This is a genomic window from Photobacterium swingsii (assembly GCF_024346715.1).
Classification (GTDB): Bacteria; Pseudomonadota; Gammaproteobacteria; order Enterobacterales; family Vibrionaceae; genus Photobacterium; species Photobacterium swingsii.
Map to the genome: position 1 here is coordinate 1,884,641 of NZ_AP024852.1, position 16,721 is coordinate 1,901,361.

Here is a 16,721-nt window from a genome sequence, read left to right on the forward strand (position 1 = left end):
GTTTTAACTTATAAAGCATGCCGTAAGCTTTCTTGTAATTGCGCTTTATCAGTATCTATCTAGCCGCTCTATCATTCGGCTTATTCTTGCTTTGTTGTCACATAACTATATGGGTGACAGTGTCACTTACTGGCGTTAATCGGATGGCTAGAGTTGGCACGATGAATGTAGACAAACAGTAACGATGGCTATTGCTATCTAGTGTGTTGATGCCGCGATGTTGAAGATGGAAGTGCGATATTCATATACTCGGAAACGATCTAGCGTGTTTTTTGATGATTGTTTTGTTCTAACTGGGCATTAACTGGATATTTTTTAAGTAAATATCAAAAGCATTCGTTGATTCGCGAGGTATTTTCGGGGTTTTCGGTTATAATTCCGAGCAACTAAAGTGCGAAAAGAACTCCATGAATCAATATCTAGCAATCACGTCTCGAGGTCTTGAGAACCTCCTAGCCGAAGAACTAAATGAACTCGGCGCACAAAGCGTTCAAGTCGTCCACGCGGGCGTACGCTTTAAAGCAAATCAAGAAACAGCTTACCGTTGTTGTCTATGGACGCGTATTTCATCGCGTATCATTCAAGTATTAAGCGAATTTAACGTTCGTGATGATATGGATCTGTACCTTGGCGCTGCGGCGATCAACTGGACAAATTACTTCAGTAACGCAACACGTATTGTGGTTGATTTTAACGGTACGAACCGTGAAATCCGCAATAGTCAATACGGTGCGATGAAAGTGAAAGATGCTATCGTCGACAGTTTTACAAAAGCCGATCTGCGTCGTCCTAATATCGACCGTGATCGACCTGATCTTCGCATTCACATGCGTCTATCTGGTGAGAAAGGTGTTCTTGGTCTTGATATGGCAGGAAGCGGTCTTCACCAACGTGGTTACCGTACTGAAGCGGGCCGTGCACCATTACGTGAAACGCACGCTGCAGCACTTGTTATTAAAAGTGGCTGGACGCCAGAACAACCACTACTCGATCCTATGTGTGGTTCAGGTACCTTGTTGATTGAAGCTGCAATGATGGCTGCTGATATTGCTCCGGGTCTTAAACGTAAACGCTGGGGCTTTGAGTCTATTAAAGACTTTGACAAAGACGCGTGGCTTGAAATTCATGCTGAAGCGTCTGTGAAAGCACGTCGTGGTATTGCAAAAGTAGAGACTAAGTTTTTTGGTTTTGAACTAGAGCACCGTGTATTAGCCATTGCTCGTGATAATGCTGGCCGCGCTGGTGTTAGAGACTTAATCAATTTCCAGCAGGGTGATGCGACTGAGCTAAAAGCGCCTGAAGGTTTTGAAGCGGGTACTGTTATTTGTAACCCACCATACGGTGAGCGCTTAGGTACAACACCAGAGCTAATCAGCCTATACACAGAGTTAGGTAATCGCCTTAAGTTAGCTTTTGCTGGCTCAACTGCGGCACTTTACTCGGGTTCTAATGAACTACTAAGCTGTATTCGCATGCGTGCTGACAAGCAATTCAAATTAGCGAACGGTGCACTTGATTGTGTGCTTAAGACTTATTTGATTACAGCTGGTGGTGTTAAAAAAGAAGAAGGTGAAGCGGAAGGACACATCGAACAAAAAGATGTTGCACCAGATTTTGCGAACCGTCTTAAAAAGAACATTGCAAAACTCGGTAAATGGGCGAAAAAAGAAGGCATTGAGTGCTACCGCATTTATGATGCTGACTTGCCTAACTACAACGCAGCGATTGACCGCTATCAAGATTACTTGATTATTCAAGAATACGCAGCGCCTAAAACGGTACCCGAAGAGACAGCCCGTCGTCGTATCATGGATATATTGCGTGCAACGATTCAAGTAACAGGCGTTGATAACAGCAAAGTTATCTTGAAAGTGCGTGAGCGCCAGAAAGGTAAGAGCCAATACCAGAAACTATCAAGTGCAGAGCGTCACATGAACGTGTCTGAGTATGGTGTTCAGCTTAAAGTGAACCTTTACGATTACCTTGATACAGGTTTGTTCCTCGATCACCGTATTACTCGTCGTAAGTTAGGCGAAATGGCAGCAGGTAAAGATTTCCTTAATTTATTTGCTTATACCGGTTCTGCTAGTGTGCACGCAGCAGTAGGTGGCGCGAAATCAACAACAACGGTTGATATGTCGAATACCTACCTCACGTGGGCACAAGAGAACATGGAGCTGAATAATCAAGTTGGTGAACAACATCAGTTTATTCAAGCGGATTGTTTGCAGTGGTTACAAGAAGTTGATGAAACGTTTGATCTGATCTTTATCGATCCGCCAACGTTCTCAAACTCTAAGCGTATGAAGCAAAGTTTTGATGTTCAGCGCGACCATATGATGTTGCTTGAGAACTTGAAGCGTATGCTACGTCCTGAAGGTCAGATTGTTTTCTCTAATAACAAGCGTCACTTCAAGATGGACTTCGAAGCCCTAGAGAAACTAGGTCTAGAAGCACGTAATATTTCGGATAAAACGTTGCCAATGGATTTCGCACGTAATAAACAGATCCACAACTGTTGGGTTATTAAACACAAGGAAGCGTAAGTGCTAATCACGCTTTATAGCACGGAAGGATGCCACCTTTGCGAGCAGGCTTATCGCTTGCTCGTAGAGGCTGGGGTAGAAGAGCACGTTAAGGTAATTGATATTGCCTTTGATGACGTGCTCTTTTTGCGTTACGGCGTCACGATACCTGTCGTATCAATCTCTTCAGCTGTATCTACTGCGGTGGCAGAGACGGCATCTGATGATTCGACACTTTCAATTTCTGAACTTGGCTGGCCGTTTGATCGTGCCGACCTTGCAGTATGGTTAAAAAATAATGGCTTTAATTAATATTAGTAATGCGCAATTGGCGTATGGTGATCACGCTTTATTGGATAAGGCGGAGTTTGTACTTCAGCCTAATGAGCGTGTGTGTTTAGTAGGCCGAAATGGTGCTGGTAAATCGACCTTTATGAAAGTAGTAACTGGCGATGTACTGCTTGATGACGGTAGCATCCAGCGTCAGACTGAACTTAAAATCTCACGCTTAGAGCAAGATCCACCGCGTAATGCTGAAGGTAATGTTTTTGATTACGTTGCTGAAGGCTTGGCTGAAGTGGGTAACGTACTAAAAGAGTACCACCGCTTGTTGGATTTAATTTCGGTGGATCCAAGTGAGTCAAACTTAAATAAACTGACTCGCGCACAAGAGAAGATTGACCATGCTAACGCTTGGCAGTTTGATACCCAAATTGCAGCGGTACTAGAAAGCCTTCACCTAGACCCACATACCATGCTTTCAGACCTTTCTGGTGGTTGGCAGCGTAAAGCGGCACTTGCTCGTGCTTTGGTGTGTAACCCAGATATCTTGTTACTTGATGAGCCAACCAACCACCTAGACGTAGCGACTATCGAGTGGCTTGAAGGTTTCTTGAAGAGCTTCCGTGGTTCTATCATCTTCATTTCGCATGACCGTGCATTTATCCGTTCAATGGCTACCCGTATTCTAGATCTCGATCGCGGTAAACTTGCATCTTTCCCAGGTGACTATGAGCTTTACCTTGAAAGTAAAGAAGAAATGCTTCGTGTTGAAGCGGAACAAAACGCTGAATTCGATAAAAAGTTAGCTCAAGAAGAGGTTTGGATTCGTCAGGGGGTTAAAGCGCGACGTACACGTAATGAAGGCCGTGTTCGTGCACTGAAAGCATTGCGTGCAGAGCGTAGCGAACGTCGTGAAGTCGTTGGCAAAGCTGACATGAAACTTCAAGAGGCGAAACGCTCTGGTAAGATCGTATTTGAAGCCGAGAATATCTGTTACAGCTATGCTGACGCGCAGATCATCAAAGATTTCAGTTTTACCGTTATGCGTGGTGACCGTATCGCACTGATCGGTCCAAACGGCTGTGGTAAAAGTACCTTGCTGAAAGTGATGTTGGAGCAGCTTAAGCCAACATCAGGTAAGTTCCACTGTGGTACCAAGATTGATGCGGCATACTTTGACCAATACCGCGAAGTGCTAGACCCAGAAAAGACGGTTATGGACAACCTGGCTGATGGTAAGCAAGAAGTTACCGTTAATGGCGTAACACGTCATGCATTAGGCTACCTACAAGACTTCCTTTTCCATCCTCGTCGTGCGCGCACACCGGTTAAAGCACTATCTGGTGGTGAGAAAAACCGCCTGTTATTGGCGAAATTGTTCCTTAAACCTAATAATTTATTAATTCTCGATGAACCAACGAACGATCTAGATATCGAAACATTGGAACTTTTAGAAGAAATACTTGCCAATTATCAGGGTACTTTATTATTGGTGAGCCACGATCGTCAGTTTGTTGATAATACTGTGACCACGAGCTGGATTTTTGAAGGTAATGGGGTTATCGATGAGTACGTAGGTGGTTATCATGATGCGCAAGAGCAACGTGCTAACTCACTAACAAATATTGCAAAAAAGCAGGCTGCTGAATACGAGCAGGCGAAGAAGAAACAAGAAAATAATAAGCCGCGTCAGGAAGAGCCTAAACGTACAGCGAAAAAGTTGTCGTATAAGCTTCAACATGAATTGAACAACCTGCCGCAGAAACTAGAAGACTTGGAAAATGAAATTGCTGCTATTCAGGAACAAGTTAATGATCCTGCATTCTTCCAAGACGTAAAAAATGACACGGAAGCCACGTTAGCGCGTTTAGCAAAAGCGGAAGAAGAGCTTGAAAGTGCATTTGAACGTTGGGAAGAATTAGAAGCAATGCAGAAGGAATCCTAATGCGACAAAATATGTTAAAGCTGTCTACACTGGCGATCCTTATCGCTGGTGTTACTAACGCTAATGCCGCTGTTTATAAGATAGTTGAAGTTGATGAAACTGGCTCAGGACTGAGTGCCATTGACTCAATTAACTATTACGGAAAAAACACATCAGGTCGCACAGAAACATATGCGCAAGCTATTCAGCAATCTAAAGATGGCGAAGATTGTTTTGCCGGCACTTGTGCAGCAGATTACAAGACAGTAGGTGAAAGCCGCTTTGGTAACGCTGGCTTAGAATATCGAGATGAAGTGGCTTTTATCTACGATAACCTGCAGGAAATAAATGATGTAAGTACGTTAGAGTCTTACTGTAAAAATAACCTTGGCTTTAATACCTGTGATACATGGGCTGAGAGCCGTTACTTTGGTACGGGCTTCAATACAGAAGATAACCACGATGGCAGTGGCTATGCAGGATTACTTCGTGAGCAGCAAGCCTTTAGACTCGGTTATACCCGTAATTCATTTTTACTCGTGGAAGGTCAGCCTACACCAACATTTGCTGAAGACAGCGCTAAATATGATCAATCTATAACTGGCGCACTGGGTTCTATTCAATCTAATTCAATGAACTCAGTACCTAATGGTATTGTGAATGATGCTGATGGTGGTACTGGAACTGATTATGTATACGGTGTCACTAGCGGCGCGTATTTTAAAAATGGTTCAGGTTACCCTCGACCGTTTACTAAGCGAGGTTTTATTCAAGACGAAGCTAGCTTGAAAGTTGCTCTAAACCCTGCAACAGATGCAACAAAGCTGGCTAAAGCTATGGGTACGACAACCGCGTGGGGCGCCATTAAGAACCCTAATAATACCAACTTGTTAGTTGTTGGTAGTGCATCATTCACTGAAAGTTACCTTGATGACAGTAATAGATTGCCATCATCAAGTGATTTGCGGATTAATGATGTCAAACAAAGCCTAAGCACAAGCAACCTGAATAATTGTTCAAAACAAGCTAACGATGGTGACCTAAATGGTTTGTTTGGCACGTGGGAGTGTCAATTTACTGTTTTTGCTAATGATGCTTATCTGTGGAATGTAAACCCTGCAGATGGCAGTGCGACACCTATTCGCATAACGGCTCGTACTTTAGATGCACGTGATCCGGATGAAAAACGCCGCTCTTACCAAGCATCTGCTCGTGCGATTGAAAACGTTAATGACAAGCTAATGATTGTTGGTACAAGCACTGAGCGCGTTTCTAACGATTACTACGTTCAGCGTGCCGCTGTGTATACGCCTAAAACAACGTTAGATCTTAACGATATTAAAGCGGATCAATGGGATAAAAAACTGATTGGTCCTGAGTTTAAAGATGGTGATAAGCGTCAATACGCTTACAGTGTCGCAACTGATATTAATACCAAAGATCAAGTGACGGGTGTTGCCAAACTGTATCGTTCTGAGTCTCGTACTTACACTGAACGTATGTTTATTTACGATAACACGAAAGGGTCATACAAATTCTTAGATGCTGGGGTTAACCCAATCTTCTTTGATGGGTCTAATGGTTATGCAGCGGCAATTAATAACAATAATGTGGTTGTTGGTAAGCTCGATTCAGAGAATGCGAATCAGGTAGATGGCCGTCAACGTCGCCAACGTGGCTTCCTGTATAATGCGGGTACTGATATTGCCGGATCACCATTAAAAGCTGGTGGCGCTTGGTTCCTTGATGATCTAACTAATGACGGTGTGACATCAGGTAATAAGGTCGCGAACAGTTACCGTATTGCTGAAATCTCTGACATTAATGATGCCGGTGTGATGTCTGCAACAGCGCTGTATTGTGAGGGTGGTTACGATAAATTAACGCAGGAATCGACATGTAAGGGGGGTGAGAAGAACTCTGAGCGTGTTGTTGCGGTTAAGTTAGTACCTATTCAAAACGGTGATATCCAAACCCGTCCAGCTGAAGAAACAGAGATCAAACGTAACGGTGCCTCACTGGGTATGTTCGCTTTGACACTGTTAGGCTTCATTGGTTTCAGAAGACGTAAATAAATTTTCGTCAAGTTTGGTTAAAACTCATACAGGCTCACAAATTGTGAGCCTGTTTTGTTTTTGGGGTTGATCATTATTCATAAATCACTCATCTTTATATCTGGAGTCACAAAAGCTCCATCATTATGAAACTGTAATGAAAGAAATAATAAGTAAGGAATGAGGACCGAAGTATGAAGAGACAAAAGCGGGATCGTTTAGAACGCGCACAAGCTCGCGGTTATCAGGCAGCTTTGAATGGGCGTTCTAGTGAAGCGTGTCCATATCAGGCAACGGATGCCCGTACAAATTGGTTAGGCGGTTGGCGAGAAGCAAGAGGCGAAATACAGCAAGGTCTCTATAAATAAATCCCCCTCAAAATACCTTATTTAGCCCCTTAGGAGAGGGGCTTTTTAATGCCTGTCATACGCTACTTAAAGACGCTATAGTCTTGTTACGGCTGGTGGCCATTTTGTCCAAGCAATAAAAAAGGCCGCATAAGCGACCTTTTGAAATGAGTTGAGTCAAATTAGAAAGCGTTAGTATCTTTAAATAGACCCACTTTCAGATCTTTAGCAACGTAGATTTCTTTACCATCAACAAGCACTCGGCCATCGGCTACACCCATAATCAGTTTACGGTTGATAACACGCTTGAACTGAATATCGTAAGTCACTTTCTTCGCTGTTGGCAGGATTTGACCAGTGAACTTCACTTCACCTACACCTAGTGCACGACCTTTACCTTCACCACCTGACCAGCCTAAGAAGAAACCAACAAGTTGCCACATAGCATCAAGGCCAAGACAACCCGGCATTACAGGGTCACCTTTAAAGTGACAATCAAAGAACCATAGACTTGGGTCAATATCTAGCTCAGCATGGATAAAACCTTTACCGTGCTCGCCACCTTCGCCAGTGATTTTAACAATTCGATCAATCATTAGCATGTTATCAGAGGGTAGACGCGGGAACTCAGGCCCGTGTAGCTCACCTTTACCACATGCAACTAGTTCTTCATATTCGTAAGATTGAGGGCGATTCATCACTATTCGTTAGCTCCTTGAAAAGTATGGGAGCAATTTAGCGTACACGTGTAAGCTAAACAACTCGGATCAGTGCTGGACAAACCAGTTCTTAATTCGAGTTAACCAATTGACTTCATTAGAAAGATCGCCGTGATGGAAATGATCGATACGCTCAGCAATACGCGTCAGTAAGGTCTCAACTTCATCATCATCGCTTCTAAATGTTACACCTGTCAGTAAAGGTAAGGTTTCATCGACATTTTCAACTGGCCAAATATGGAAGCGTCCCGCTTTAATAGCTTCGACAACTTCGTCATTCAAGCATAGATTAACCAAGTTTGTTTTAGGTAAGATCACACCCTGGTTACCCGTTAGGCCACGGTGAACACAAACCTTATAGAAGCCTTCAATCTTTTCGTTAATGCCGCCAACAGCCTGTACGCGGCCAAATTGGTCAACTGCGCCAGTGACAGCTACTTGCTGATTGATTGGTTGGTTAGACAGTGCTGAAACTAGCGCACAAAGCTCGGCAAGTGATGCACTGTCACCATCAACTTCACAGTATGATTGCTCAAATACAATAGAAGCTGAGTAGGGTAAAGGTTGATCGAGGTCTAATGCTGCGCTTACAAAGGCTTGCATGATCATCATACCTTTAGCATGAATGTTACCTGCTAGGTCAACTTTACGCTCTACATCGGAAATATCACCGTCACCAAAGTGAACAACACAGGAGATACGCGCGGGTTCACCGTAAGACTGTGGGTGGCCTGGTACATCGACAACCGTTAAGCCATTAACCTGACCAACTTCCTCACCTTGAGAGATAATCACCACCATGCCATGGTGTATGTCTTCAATGGCACGCTCAGGTAAGTAAGATTCACGAAATTCTTTGGCTTTTAATGATGCTGCAAGATGCTCTGCTGTAATCGCTAGGCCTTTAGACTCTAACGCAGCCTCAGATAAAATACCTTGGTGCCAAATAGGACAAAGAGGAACACGATTCTTATCTTCAGCATAACGAGCGCCTGTACGTAGCAGCAACTCTATCGCTTTGGAGTCGGCGAGGTGCGGTAAGCCAGCATGATCACAAACTGATTTCACGTAGCTTAAGTAATCCGGCATCGTCTCTTTAGATAGCACGAGATCTTGTTCAAATTCACTATACATAGAGAAGCCGCTACTTAAATCAGGCTCAGCCCCGTCTAACTCAGCCATTAAGTAACGATCGCCCATTATTACAAGCTTCACATTTAGCTTTTCGGCAGGTGGCACACTGTATAGTGTCTTATTTGATGCGGGTTGCCAGTCTAACTCACCATTCATTAGTACGCTTTTTAAGCGTGGCCACAGTGAAGGGTTTGCTAAAATGCTTGTTACTGATAGGACTAGGTAACCACCATTTGCTTGATGGAGTAGACCGTGTTTGATTTGCTGTTTAGTTATCGCGCTGTCTTCAACGGGGGGATAAACCGCGCCAAAGAGCGTCATTTCAGTAACGTTTTCGCCTGCAATGATAATACTTGTATCAGTTTTATTGAGTTCAGCGTCAGATTGAGCTAATAATTCAATAACATAATCGCGATAAATTTTGTTATCAGGCGCAATAACACGCAATACTCTAGGTTGGTAAGGTATTGCGGTAAACCGGCGTACGGCATCCACAAGTCGGTCTTGAAGGAGACCCGTAGTAGCAGATGGAATCGTATTGAACTGATCCATAATTTCAGCGTATTGTGTGTAATCAGGGATCATGGTACGCCAAGTTTCTTGATGCATAAGCTTGTGCTTTCTTTCGTTACTGTGAAAAGGACAGCAGTATAAAGGAATCAGTGGCTTCATAATAGCTATAACGGCGATGATATTCGCGAAAACAAATAGTTAAACATCATCTTGCGATTGAGCTTTAACTTGCTTACAGTTACACTGTCACAGGTTAAGTGTAGACTTCTGAGAATCTCTTTACATTATGAAATATCAACAACTTGAAAATCTTGAAGCTGGTTGGAAATGGACGTACCTAGTTAAAAAATGGAAAGAAGGTGAGACAATCACTTCGTATGTTGATACCAGTGAAGATGAAGAAGCGGTTCAACAACTCCTAGCGCTAGAACACGAACCGACCAAAGTTATCGCTTGGATATCTAAGCATATGTCGGCTGAGCTTGATAAGAAGCTAAAGCAAGCGATCCGAGCTAAACGCAAACGCCATTTTAATGCTGAACAAGTGCACACACGTAAAAAGTCGATTGATCTTGACTACCGTGTGTGGGAAAAGCTTGCAGAGAAATCACAAGAGCTTGATTGTACCTTGTCTGACGCTATTGAATACCTTATCAGTGAAAGTAATCGATCTGAAACGGCAACGCGTAAAGTGTCTGATATAAAAAATGAATTATCAGAGCTATTAGATTTTGACCTCAACGAAAGCTAATTCGCATTTTTACTCGTTAAGCGCTTTTATATCAAGATCAAGTAATAGGGCGCTTTGAGTGGTTATACTGAATCTTGAGCATATTTTTACGGGGAGAGCATATGGAGTATGTTGTTGTTCTAGCCATTGTTGTGGCTGTTTTTGTTTTCTGGGATCGTCCTGTTATGGTGCTCCAGTTTGAAGATGGTGAGTTAACTAAATCTAAGGGTAACATCCCTAATGGCTTTTTAATGGGCTGCAAAGACATTGCGCACAAACAGCCGTTTTCTGGAAAAGTTAAAGTCTATAAAACCCGTTTTACGACTAAATTGGTGTTTTCTAAAACCATCCCATCGAAGGTAAAGCAACGTATTCACAACGTTTTTCCACATACCGGCGGCAGTAAAAAGCACGGTCGCCGTGCATAAGTAAAATAGAAATTAAAATGTAGAAAGGCTTCCAATTCGGAAGCCTTTTTCATTTGATACTATTTGCTAACGCATTGTGGTGGTGTAAGTAATTAGAAACCACTTCTTTGAGTTTTAGTAGCTCATCTTTTGTTTGTTGGTGCGCTGCTTGTTCTTCTTTTAGTTGATTTCCAAGTTCGACAGCCATATAGCCACCTTTAATTAATGCTTTGGTGGTGACCTTGTTATTAGTCAGTTGCTTTAGGTCTTCAATCATGTAGTAGTGTTTATCTACATTTCTTATTGTTATAGCCATATAAAACTCCCAAAAGAAGCATTTTACCTAACAACATTAACGAATTCTATGAAATGATAGCAAATCTCGTATACTTCCCTAATGGAGGCTATGTTGTTTTGCTATCAAAACCCTAATGCACTATAACTATTGCTGGTGCGTTTTATTAATATTATTGTAACTTTGACTTTAAATTAATACACTAAGCAAAATTTAACTTTTACTCGCTCATCAAATGGAACTGAAAAAATATATTTCTAGCAAGGAAAAAGAGAAGCAAATACCAGGTGCTCAAGGTGCGTTGCTCATTAAAAGTAGTAGTGTTGTAACCATCAGTATCAAAACACCACTTGGTCGTATTTTTCGGTGTGAGACCGCATTTATTGGTACAAACAGCCACGATTACTTACTTTTTGAAATGCCCGCTATTTCAAAAAAAGAAATTGAGATGTATCTGCTAGAAGGTTTCAATATTTCAATCAAAGCAATTTCAGATCGAGGTGAAGGGGCCGTTGTTCGATTTACGAGTAAAATTGAACACCTCATTCTTAAACCGATTGGTTTGCTGGTCATCAATATGCCGCATTCCATGGTGCTAACACCTTTACGCAGTGAACCTCGCTTTGAAGTTAATCTTCAAGGTAAGGCTGTGTTACCAGAGCGTCAATTACAAGTTGAACTGCAAGACTTGTCCCATAAAGGCTGCTGTTTCCAACACAGCATTCATGGGCCCGAAATTAGCCTAAATCAGAAAATCGACCTTTTTATCATGAACCCAACATTAAAAACATATTTTCAATTATCGGGTTCAGTGAAGAGCATCAATCGTATTGGTGTGTTTTGTCAGTATGGTGTTATGTTTGATCAACAAGGCCGTAGTAACACTAAGCTACTTCTCAAGCAGCTTGTTTTCGACGGCACTGGGCTTTCATTTAAAAAGTCATAGGTTATGATGGGTTGGGTACAGGTAGTACTTTACTCAAACAGCGTTCCAGTTTTTGTATTGATAGCGGCTTAACAATATAATCCGCAGGTTTTAATGAGATAACTTGCTTAACCGTATCCATTTCACTATCGCCACTCACAATCACAACGGGTAGATGAGGATGCTGTTTTTTAATGAATTGCAAAACAGGAATGCCATCGAGTGGCTTTTCTAAATTCAGATCCAAGAAAACACAATCTACAGTGTTATTGATCAAGCCATTAACTGCAGCTTGTGGTGAGACTGCATGAATAATTGATTGAGGCTTTGCACATTTTCGGAGAAGTTGCGTTAGAATTTGTGCCATCATCTTATTATCTTCAATTATCATAAATCGTTTCATACTACTTCCTTTGTATCAACGTCGTGATTTCCTTATTAATAAGCTTAACTTCTCTTGATTAAAGAGTGTAGCAGTAAATACGATAGTTCTCATAAAACAAACATTTATATGAGATCTTGTTACACTTGTTCGCTATTTCATTTTTTACAGTTACTTGCTTTTTTCAACCTGTTTAGCGCGGTTATTTGCCTCTTCATTTGCTTCTTTTTCGGCTTACTGGCCATGATGTACTTACGCTCTATATCTGCACGCCTTGACTCTATGCCACTGCATGATAAGTATTTATATTGTTCTACGTAATCATCGACCGATTTCTTTTTTGCGAAGCTTTCAAAGGGTATAAGTAAAGCTATCATCAACAAAAAACGCATTTCATTTTCCTCTTTAAAAAGTAATACCAGTACCTTTGTTCATCTAAACAGCTATTGAATAGTTAATAGGTTGGTATAAATAGTAACGTGCATTTTAGTTCTGTTGATAAAAGCGTCTTGAACTCTGAAGCCACAACTTCTAAGACTGGTAAAAGTTAAGACTATACATAGAGATAAGTGGAGGAGATATCACAAAACAAGCTTGTTACGGCGTCACAAATCATACCTTTAATGCTAGGTATCTGCGCAGTATTAAGCCGAAGTATTTAGTGCTAATGGTGTGACAATGTCACTTATGTTGCAAGGACTAGAATGAGAGGCAGGGGTTTAAAAAGAAAAAGGTAGCTATTGGCTACCTTTTACTATCAGAACGAAGGCATAAATTATAATTATGCTTTTTTAATGTCTTTAACTGGGTAAGTTAGGGTCATATCGCCAGCTTTAACGTGGATGTAAGCACCGCCACCACTAAAACCAGTAATAACCATAACACCTAGATCAACACCTTTAGTTGCTACTACTTGATCATCGAGTTCAAACATTATCTAACACCTTGATTATAAAAAGATCATGACAGCTATCTATGGGCGTATTTAACCAGATGCAAGGCTGATGAACTAATCCATTTACTTGTTATATCGATGAGATTTTTTCACCAAGCGGTACATAAAATCTGGGAATGTAGTAGCGGAAAATCAGTATTAATCTGAATATTCACGATAGTTATGTGCCATAAGATTTAAAATCTCGATTGTTACCACGTCACTTTTGTTCTTTGCTTGTCTTGATAAGCCTGGGTGGAGTAATTAAATCATTGTCATGCACTGTTGCTAACAACAAACAGATAGGGATAATGGCTAGTTCATCAGAAAATAGTTGTTGTTATGCGCCTTGATAAGTTTATTTGTAAAAGTACTGAATTCACAAACACTGAAGCGATTCAATTAATAGCCAATCAAACCGTTAGAGTTAACGACCAGATCATTACAGATGAAAGGTCACAAGTTCATAAGAACAATACTGTTACTTTGAATGGTGCAATACTAAAACCCCGTGCATTTCGTTACCTTCTCTTGCACAAACCAGCAGGAACTATTTGTTCAAACAAAAATGAAGTTTACCCATCGTTGTTCAATTGTATTGATATCGACAATATTGAGGAACTCCATATTGCCGGGCGGTTAGATGCGGACACAACGGGACTAGTCTTAATTACTGATGATGGCCATTGGTCTTTTAATATCACTACACCCAATAAGCAGTGTGAAAAGTGTTATCGGGTTGGTTTATCTCGTCCAATTGCTGATGATGTTGGTAAAAAATTTAAGCAAGGCATAGCCTTACAAGGCGAGACTCAACTTACTCGGCCAGCAAAGCTTGAAGTTATTAATCCTACTGAGGTCTATTTAACGATAACCGAAGGTAAATTCCACCAAGTGAAACGTATGTTCTCAGCAGTAGGTAACCGTGTTGTATCACTGCATCGAGAGAGCATAGGAAAGGTTACACTGGATGTTGGAATAGGAGAGTGGCGGCATTTAACCCGTGACGAAGTGCAGTCTTTTATTTAAGCCATCTGTTACCACGTAACATCACTTATCTAAAAGGAAAAGAACAGCAACCTTGATATAGCATGTTTGATGCTGTACCTTTGCTGTTTTGTATTTAGAGTTTTGCTTATTATGCCGTTATTGCAGAGGCTTAATCTAGTTTATTTGGGGGCTTGTTCGATCTATTTAGCATTGTCCTTCTCATTTTCTTTCACGCAAGCTGAACCATTTTTCCTCGAACTCTGTATTCTTTATGTTATACAATTTTGCATTGGACTATTATTAACTAGCCTAATAGATAAATTTATATACAGGGGAATTGGTTGGGCTTTGCTTTCTGGCTTGCTATTTACGCTTGCTGTCTTTGCCTTTACTTCGCTTTTATACTTATTATTTATCTTTGTTTATAGCGGATTCAGTATTTATTCTTTCCATGCATTCACGTTATTTCCTCTAGTAAAGCTTTTTTTGACTACTATTTTAATACTACCTTTCATTTGTCTTTACATGCTGTTCTGCAACTTTTTTAATGGCTTAAAAAGCAAAATAGAAAAAAGTATTTTGGTTTTGGTGTATTCGATAGCCTTGTGTCTGTATCTCTACGTTATTCACCATAGCTATAATATTTAGTTGTTTATATCCTGCAAAAAACGTCAGAGCTTTAATTGCATTGCTACTAGTTGGCGCGTGATCTATGTCTCGCAACGAGAAAAAGTAGGAGAGTGACGAGTATGGAGTTATATCAAACCATACTCGTGGTGCGGCCACGGGGTTCTGTTCAGCGTTTGGCATTGGCATTGCCATGAAGACGGATATTGCTTGGATAAAGAAGATGTTAGAGAGTCATGATAAGAGAATTTCACGGCTTGAATAGTATTTATCTTTGTATGATTGTTTCTTTTTAATGATAAGCTACTTGTTACGTATTGAGTTGGTTTCACGCAAAGCATACTATGAGGAAATTAATGGGTTTTGAAAATGCTTTACCTTGGTTAGCTTTGCTGATTTCAGGTATTAGTTTACTGGTTAGTGGGTATTCAATTTATAGGGACAGAAGCCGAGTTAAAGTTTTCTGTAAAGTTGTTTATGATTGCTCTAGAGACCAATCTGAAAATCTAGATAATCCTCCGCCATTTTTGAGAATATATGTAGTAAACACAGGGAAGAGACCTATTTTTCTTTCGAATCTTTGTGGTTATATTTCAAGAAAATCTGCTCATTCATGGGCGCTGAAAGATGAGCCGATAGCTTATGATGAAAATGGTATTCCATCGGTTGTTTCAAGTGGTTTTGTTCATAATGTAGGAGTCCGATTAAATGATGGTGAAATCTATGAATATCGTATTAAACATGATGATTATACAAAATGGTACTCTACAGAAAGTGATAGTTTGTTTAGAAAATACTATTTAACAGATGTGCTAGGTAAAAAATACTTTGTAAAAGGTTCAAAAGTTGGGATCAAGACGTTGTCGGAATATCAGACATAACAAATGCGTCAATGTTTAAACTTAATAAATAGTTGGAAAAAATGCAGTTAGATGATTATATAAAAGAAACATTGGTACAGATAACTAGGGGAGTGAAATCAGCTTCTGAAGAAATTGAGGTGTTAGGTGGAAATGTTAATCCCCCTGAGGAAATTAGAATTGTCGGGGCAACTCCTATTTATAAAGCAGCAGACCATCAAGTGGTTAAATTTGATGTCGCTATTCAAGTTAAAGATGTAAGTTCTACTGAAGCATCAGGTAAAGCTAAAATTTCAGTGTTATCTATTGGAGGTGGTATTAAAAATACCGATGAAACTCAGGCTGTCCATCGCGTTAGATTTGAAGTTCCCCTAGCTTTACCATGCAAGCTTAAATCCTGAATTTAAAAAAACATCAAGTTGATACAAGCCCGCCATAGCGGGCTTTGACACATCTAAAGGCTAGGGAAGTTGGCGCAAACACTTCTTGGCTTTCTCGCGATACATCTTCTTTTTCTCTTTGGTTACCGTGTCACTTTGTGGCTGTTTGATGCGGCGACCACCACGAAACGGTAACGGCGTCACCACATTGGAACGCACGGGTATATAGTCCAGTTTCATACATACGTTTTAACTGATGATACTCATCAAACCGCAACGCCATCGAATCCAGCTCTTTGGGGCTGAACATTCGTCCTTCAGGCGTGATAATCACACAGCGTTCCTCATCAACACGAAATCCCGTCCAGCGGGTCAAATCTCTTAATACTAGACGGGCAAATAGCCACGAACCCGAATCAACAGCAGTTTTTCAGCCATGGGATTCACATCCATCCAGCCAGATAACCAACGTTTTACCGTGATGGGCTGAACATGAAACCATGACGCGCCTTGGTCAATATCATCGAAACAACGCCAAAACAGCTTAACAAACGATTCGTGGAGCATGATGTACCTCGCAAAAAATATCTAAGTTTGATTTTATTTTTCGATTGATAAAGCATGTGGTGATAGCGAAAACCGATTACCGTTAACAAAACTAGATATCGAACCAAAGCACAAACTTATCAAGCA

16 protein-coding genes and 1 pseudogene are annotated in these 16,721 nt (G+C 41.0%); 11 read left to right on the plus strand and 6 right to left on the minus strand.

All coding sequences use genetic code 11. The features are described 5' to 3' along the window. The first annotated feature begins 407 nt into the window (after positions 1–407). The 5 genes from rlmKL (at position 408) to rmf (ending at position 7,153) form a co-directional block, all read left to right on the plus strand. Positions 408–2,546 (plus strand): bifunctional 23S rRNA (guanine(2069)-N(7))-methyltransferase RlmK/23S rRNA (guanine(2445)-N(2))-methyltransferase RlmL, encoded by a 2,139-nt coding sequence (gene rlmKL, locus OCU77_RS08920; RefSeq protein WP_048898353.1) that lies wholly within the window; start codon positions 408–410, stop codon positions 2,544–2,546. Continuing rightward, complete coding sequence (locus OCU77_RS08925) at positions 2,547–2,837, plus strand: glutaredoxin family protein (RefSeq protein ID WP_048898354.1); 291 nt, start codon at positions 2,547–2,549, stop codon at positions 2,835–2,837. Then, positions 2,824–4,752 carry an ABC transporter ATP-binding protein gene (locus OCU77_RS08930; protein ID WP_048898355.1) on the plus strand — a complete coding sequence of 643 codons (1,929 nt, stop codon included), beginning with the start codon at positions 2,824–2,826 and terminating at the stop codon, positions 4,750–4,752. Before OCU77_RS08925 ends, OCU77_RS08930 begins: the two co-directional genes overlap by 14 nt. Next, positions 4,752–6,806: a DUF3466 family protein gene (locus OCU77_RS08935; protein WP_048898356.1), complete on the plus strand. Its 2,055-nt coding sequence runs from the start codon at positions 4,752–4,754 to the stop codon at positions 6,804–6,806. Before OCU77_RS08930 ends, OCU77_RS08935 begins: the two co-directional genes overlap by 1 nt. Before the next feature lie 173 nt (positions 6,807–6,979). After that, the gene (gene rmf / locus OCU77_RS08940) at positions 6,980–7,153 is read left to right on the plus strand and encodes a ribosome modulation factor (RefSeq protein ID WP_048898357.1); all 174 of its coding nucleotides are present in this window, start codon (positions 6,980–6,982) and stop codon (positions 7,151–7,153) included. Positions 7,154–7,314: 161 nt separating this feature from the next. On the opposite strand, the gene fabA is transcribed toward rmf, so the two are convergent. Then, positions 7,315–7,830 carry a bifunctional 3-hydroxydecanoyl-ACP dehydratase/trans-2-decenoyl-ACP isomerase gene (gene fabA, locus OCU77_RS08945; RefSeq protein ID WP_084711759.1) on the minus strand — a complete coding sequence of 172 codons (516 nt, stop codon included), beginning with the start codon at positions 7,828–7,830 and terminating at the stop codon, positions 7,315–7,317. A 69-nt stretch (positions 7,831–7,899) separates the two neighbouring features. Continuing rightward, positions 7,900–9,594, minus strand: a complete 1,695-nt coding sequence (locus tag OCU77_RS08950) for an AAA family ATPase (protein ID WP_048898359.1) — start codon at positions 9,592–9,594, stop codon at positions 7,900–7,902. Positions 9,595–9,784: 190 nt separating this feature from the next. Between OCU77_RS08950 and matP the strand changes: the two genes are divergently transcribed. Together matP and OCU77_RS08960 are read left to right on the plus strand one after the other, a co-directional pair. After that, the gene (gene matP / locus OCU77_RS08955) at positions 9,785–10,249 is read left to right on the plus strand and encodes a macrodomain Ter protein MatP (protein WP_048898360.1); all 465 of its coding nucleotides are present in this window, start codon (positions 9,785–9,787) and stop codon (positions 10,247–10,249) included. 101 nt (positions 10,250–10,350) lie between these two features. Beyond that, positions 10,351–10,656 carry a DUF3634 family protein gene (locus OCU77_RS08960; RefSeq protein WP_048898361.1) on the plus strand — a complete coding sequence of 102 codons (306 nt, stop codon included), beginning with the start codon at positions 10,351–10,353 and terminating at the stop codon, positions 10,654–10,656. A 49-nt stretch (positions 10,657–10,705) separates the two neighbouring features. On the opposite strand, the gene OCU77_RS08965 is transcribed toward OCU77_RS08960, so the two are convergent. Beyond that, positions 10,706–10,951 (minus strand): hypothetical protein, encoded by a 246-nt coding sequence (locus OCU77_RS08965; protein ID WP_048898362.1) that lies wholly within the window; start codon positions 10,949–10,951, stop codon positions 10,706–10,708. 214 nt (positions 10,952–11,165) lie between these two features. Here OCU77_RS08965 and OCU77_RS08970 point away from each other — a divergent pair, with 214 nt between their 5' ends. Continuing rightward, positions 11,166–11,876, plus strand: coding sequence for a PilZ domain-containing protein (locus tag OCU77_RS08970; RefSeq protein WP_048898363.1), 711 nt, complete (start codon positions 11,166–11,168; stop codon positions 11,874–11,876). Between the two features lies 1 nt (position 11,877). Here the strand turns inward: OCU77_RS08970 and OCU77_RS08975 are convergent, their stop codons facing one another. After that, the gene (locus OCU77_RS08975) at positions 11,878–12,258 is read right to left on the minus strand and encodes a response regulator (RefSeq protein ID WP_048898364.1); all 381 of its coding nucleotides are present in this window, start codon (positions 12,256–12,258) and stop codon (positions 11,878–11,880) included. A gap of 760 nt (positions 12,259–13,018) precedes the next feature. After that, on the minus strand, positions 13,019–13,171 hold the full coding sequence (locus OCU77_RS08980; RefSeq protein WP_162845625.1) for a hypothetical protein: 153 nt from the start codon (positions 13,169–13,171) through the stop codon (positions 13,019–13,021). 342 nt (positions 13,172–13,513) lie between these two features. Here OCU77_RS08980 and OCU77_RS08985 point away from each other — a divergent pair, with 342 nt between their 5' ends. The 3 genes from OCU77_RS08985 (at position 13,514) to OCU77_RS08995 (ending at position 16,049) form a co-directional block, all read left to right on the plus strand. Then, positions 13,514–14,200 carry a pseudouridine synthase gene (locus tag OCU77_RS08985; RefSeq protein WP_048898366.1) on the plus strand — a complete coding sequence of 229 codons (687 nt, stop codon included), beginning with the start codon at positions 13,514–13,516 and terminating at the stop codon, positions 14,198–14,200. A 944-nt stretch (positions 14,201–15,144) separates the two neighbouring features. Continuing rightward, positions 15,145–15,669: a hypothetical protein gene (locus OCU77_RS08990; RefSeq protein ID WP_048898368.1), complete on the plus strand. Its 525-nt coding sequence runs from the start codon at positions 15,145–15,147 to the stop codon at positions 15,667–15,669. Positions 15,670–15,710: 41 nt separating this feature from the next. Next, positions 15,711–16,049 carry a hypothetical protein gene (locus OCU77_RS08995; RefSeq protein WP_048898369.1) on the plus strand — a complete coding sequence of 113 codons (339 nt, stop codon included), beginning with the start codon at positions 15,711–15,713 and terminating at the stop codon, positions 16,047–16,049. A 60-nt stretch (positions 16,050–16,109) separates the two neighbouring features. Here the strand turns inward: OCU77_RS08995 and OCU77_RS09000 are convergent. Beyond that, positions 16,110–16,595, minus strand: a pseudogene (locus tag OCU77_RS09000) (phage protein). Positions 16,596–16,721: the final 126 nt, after the last annotated feature.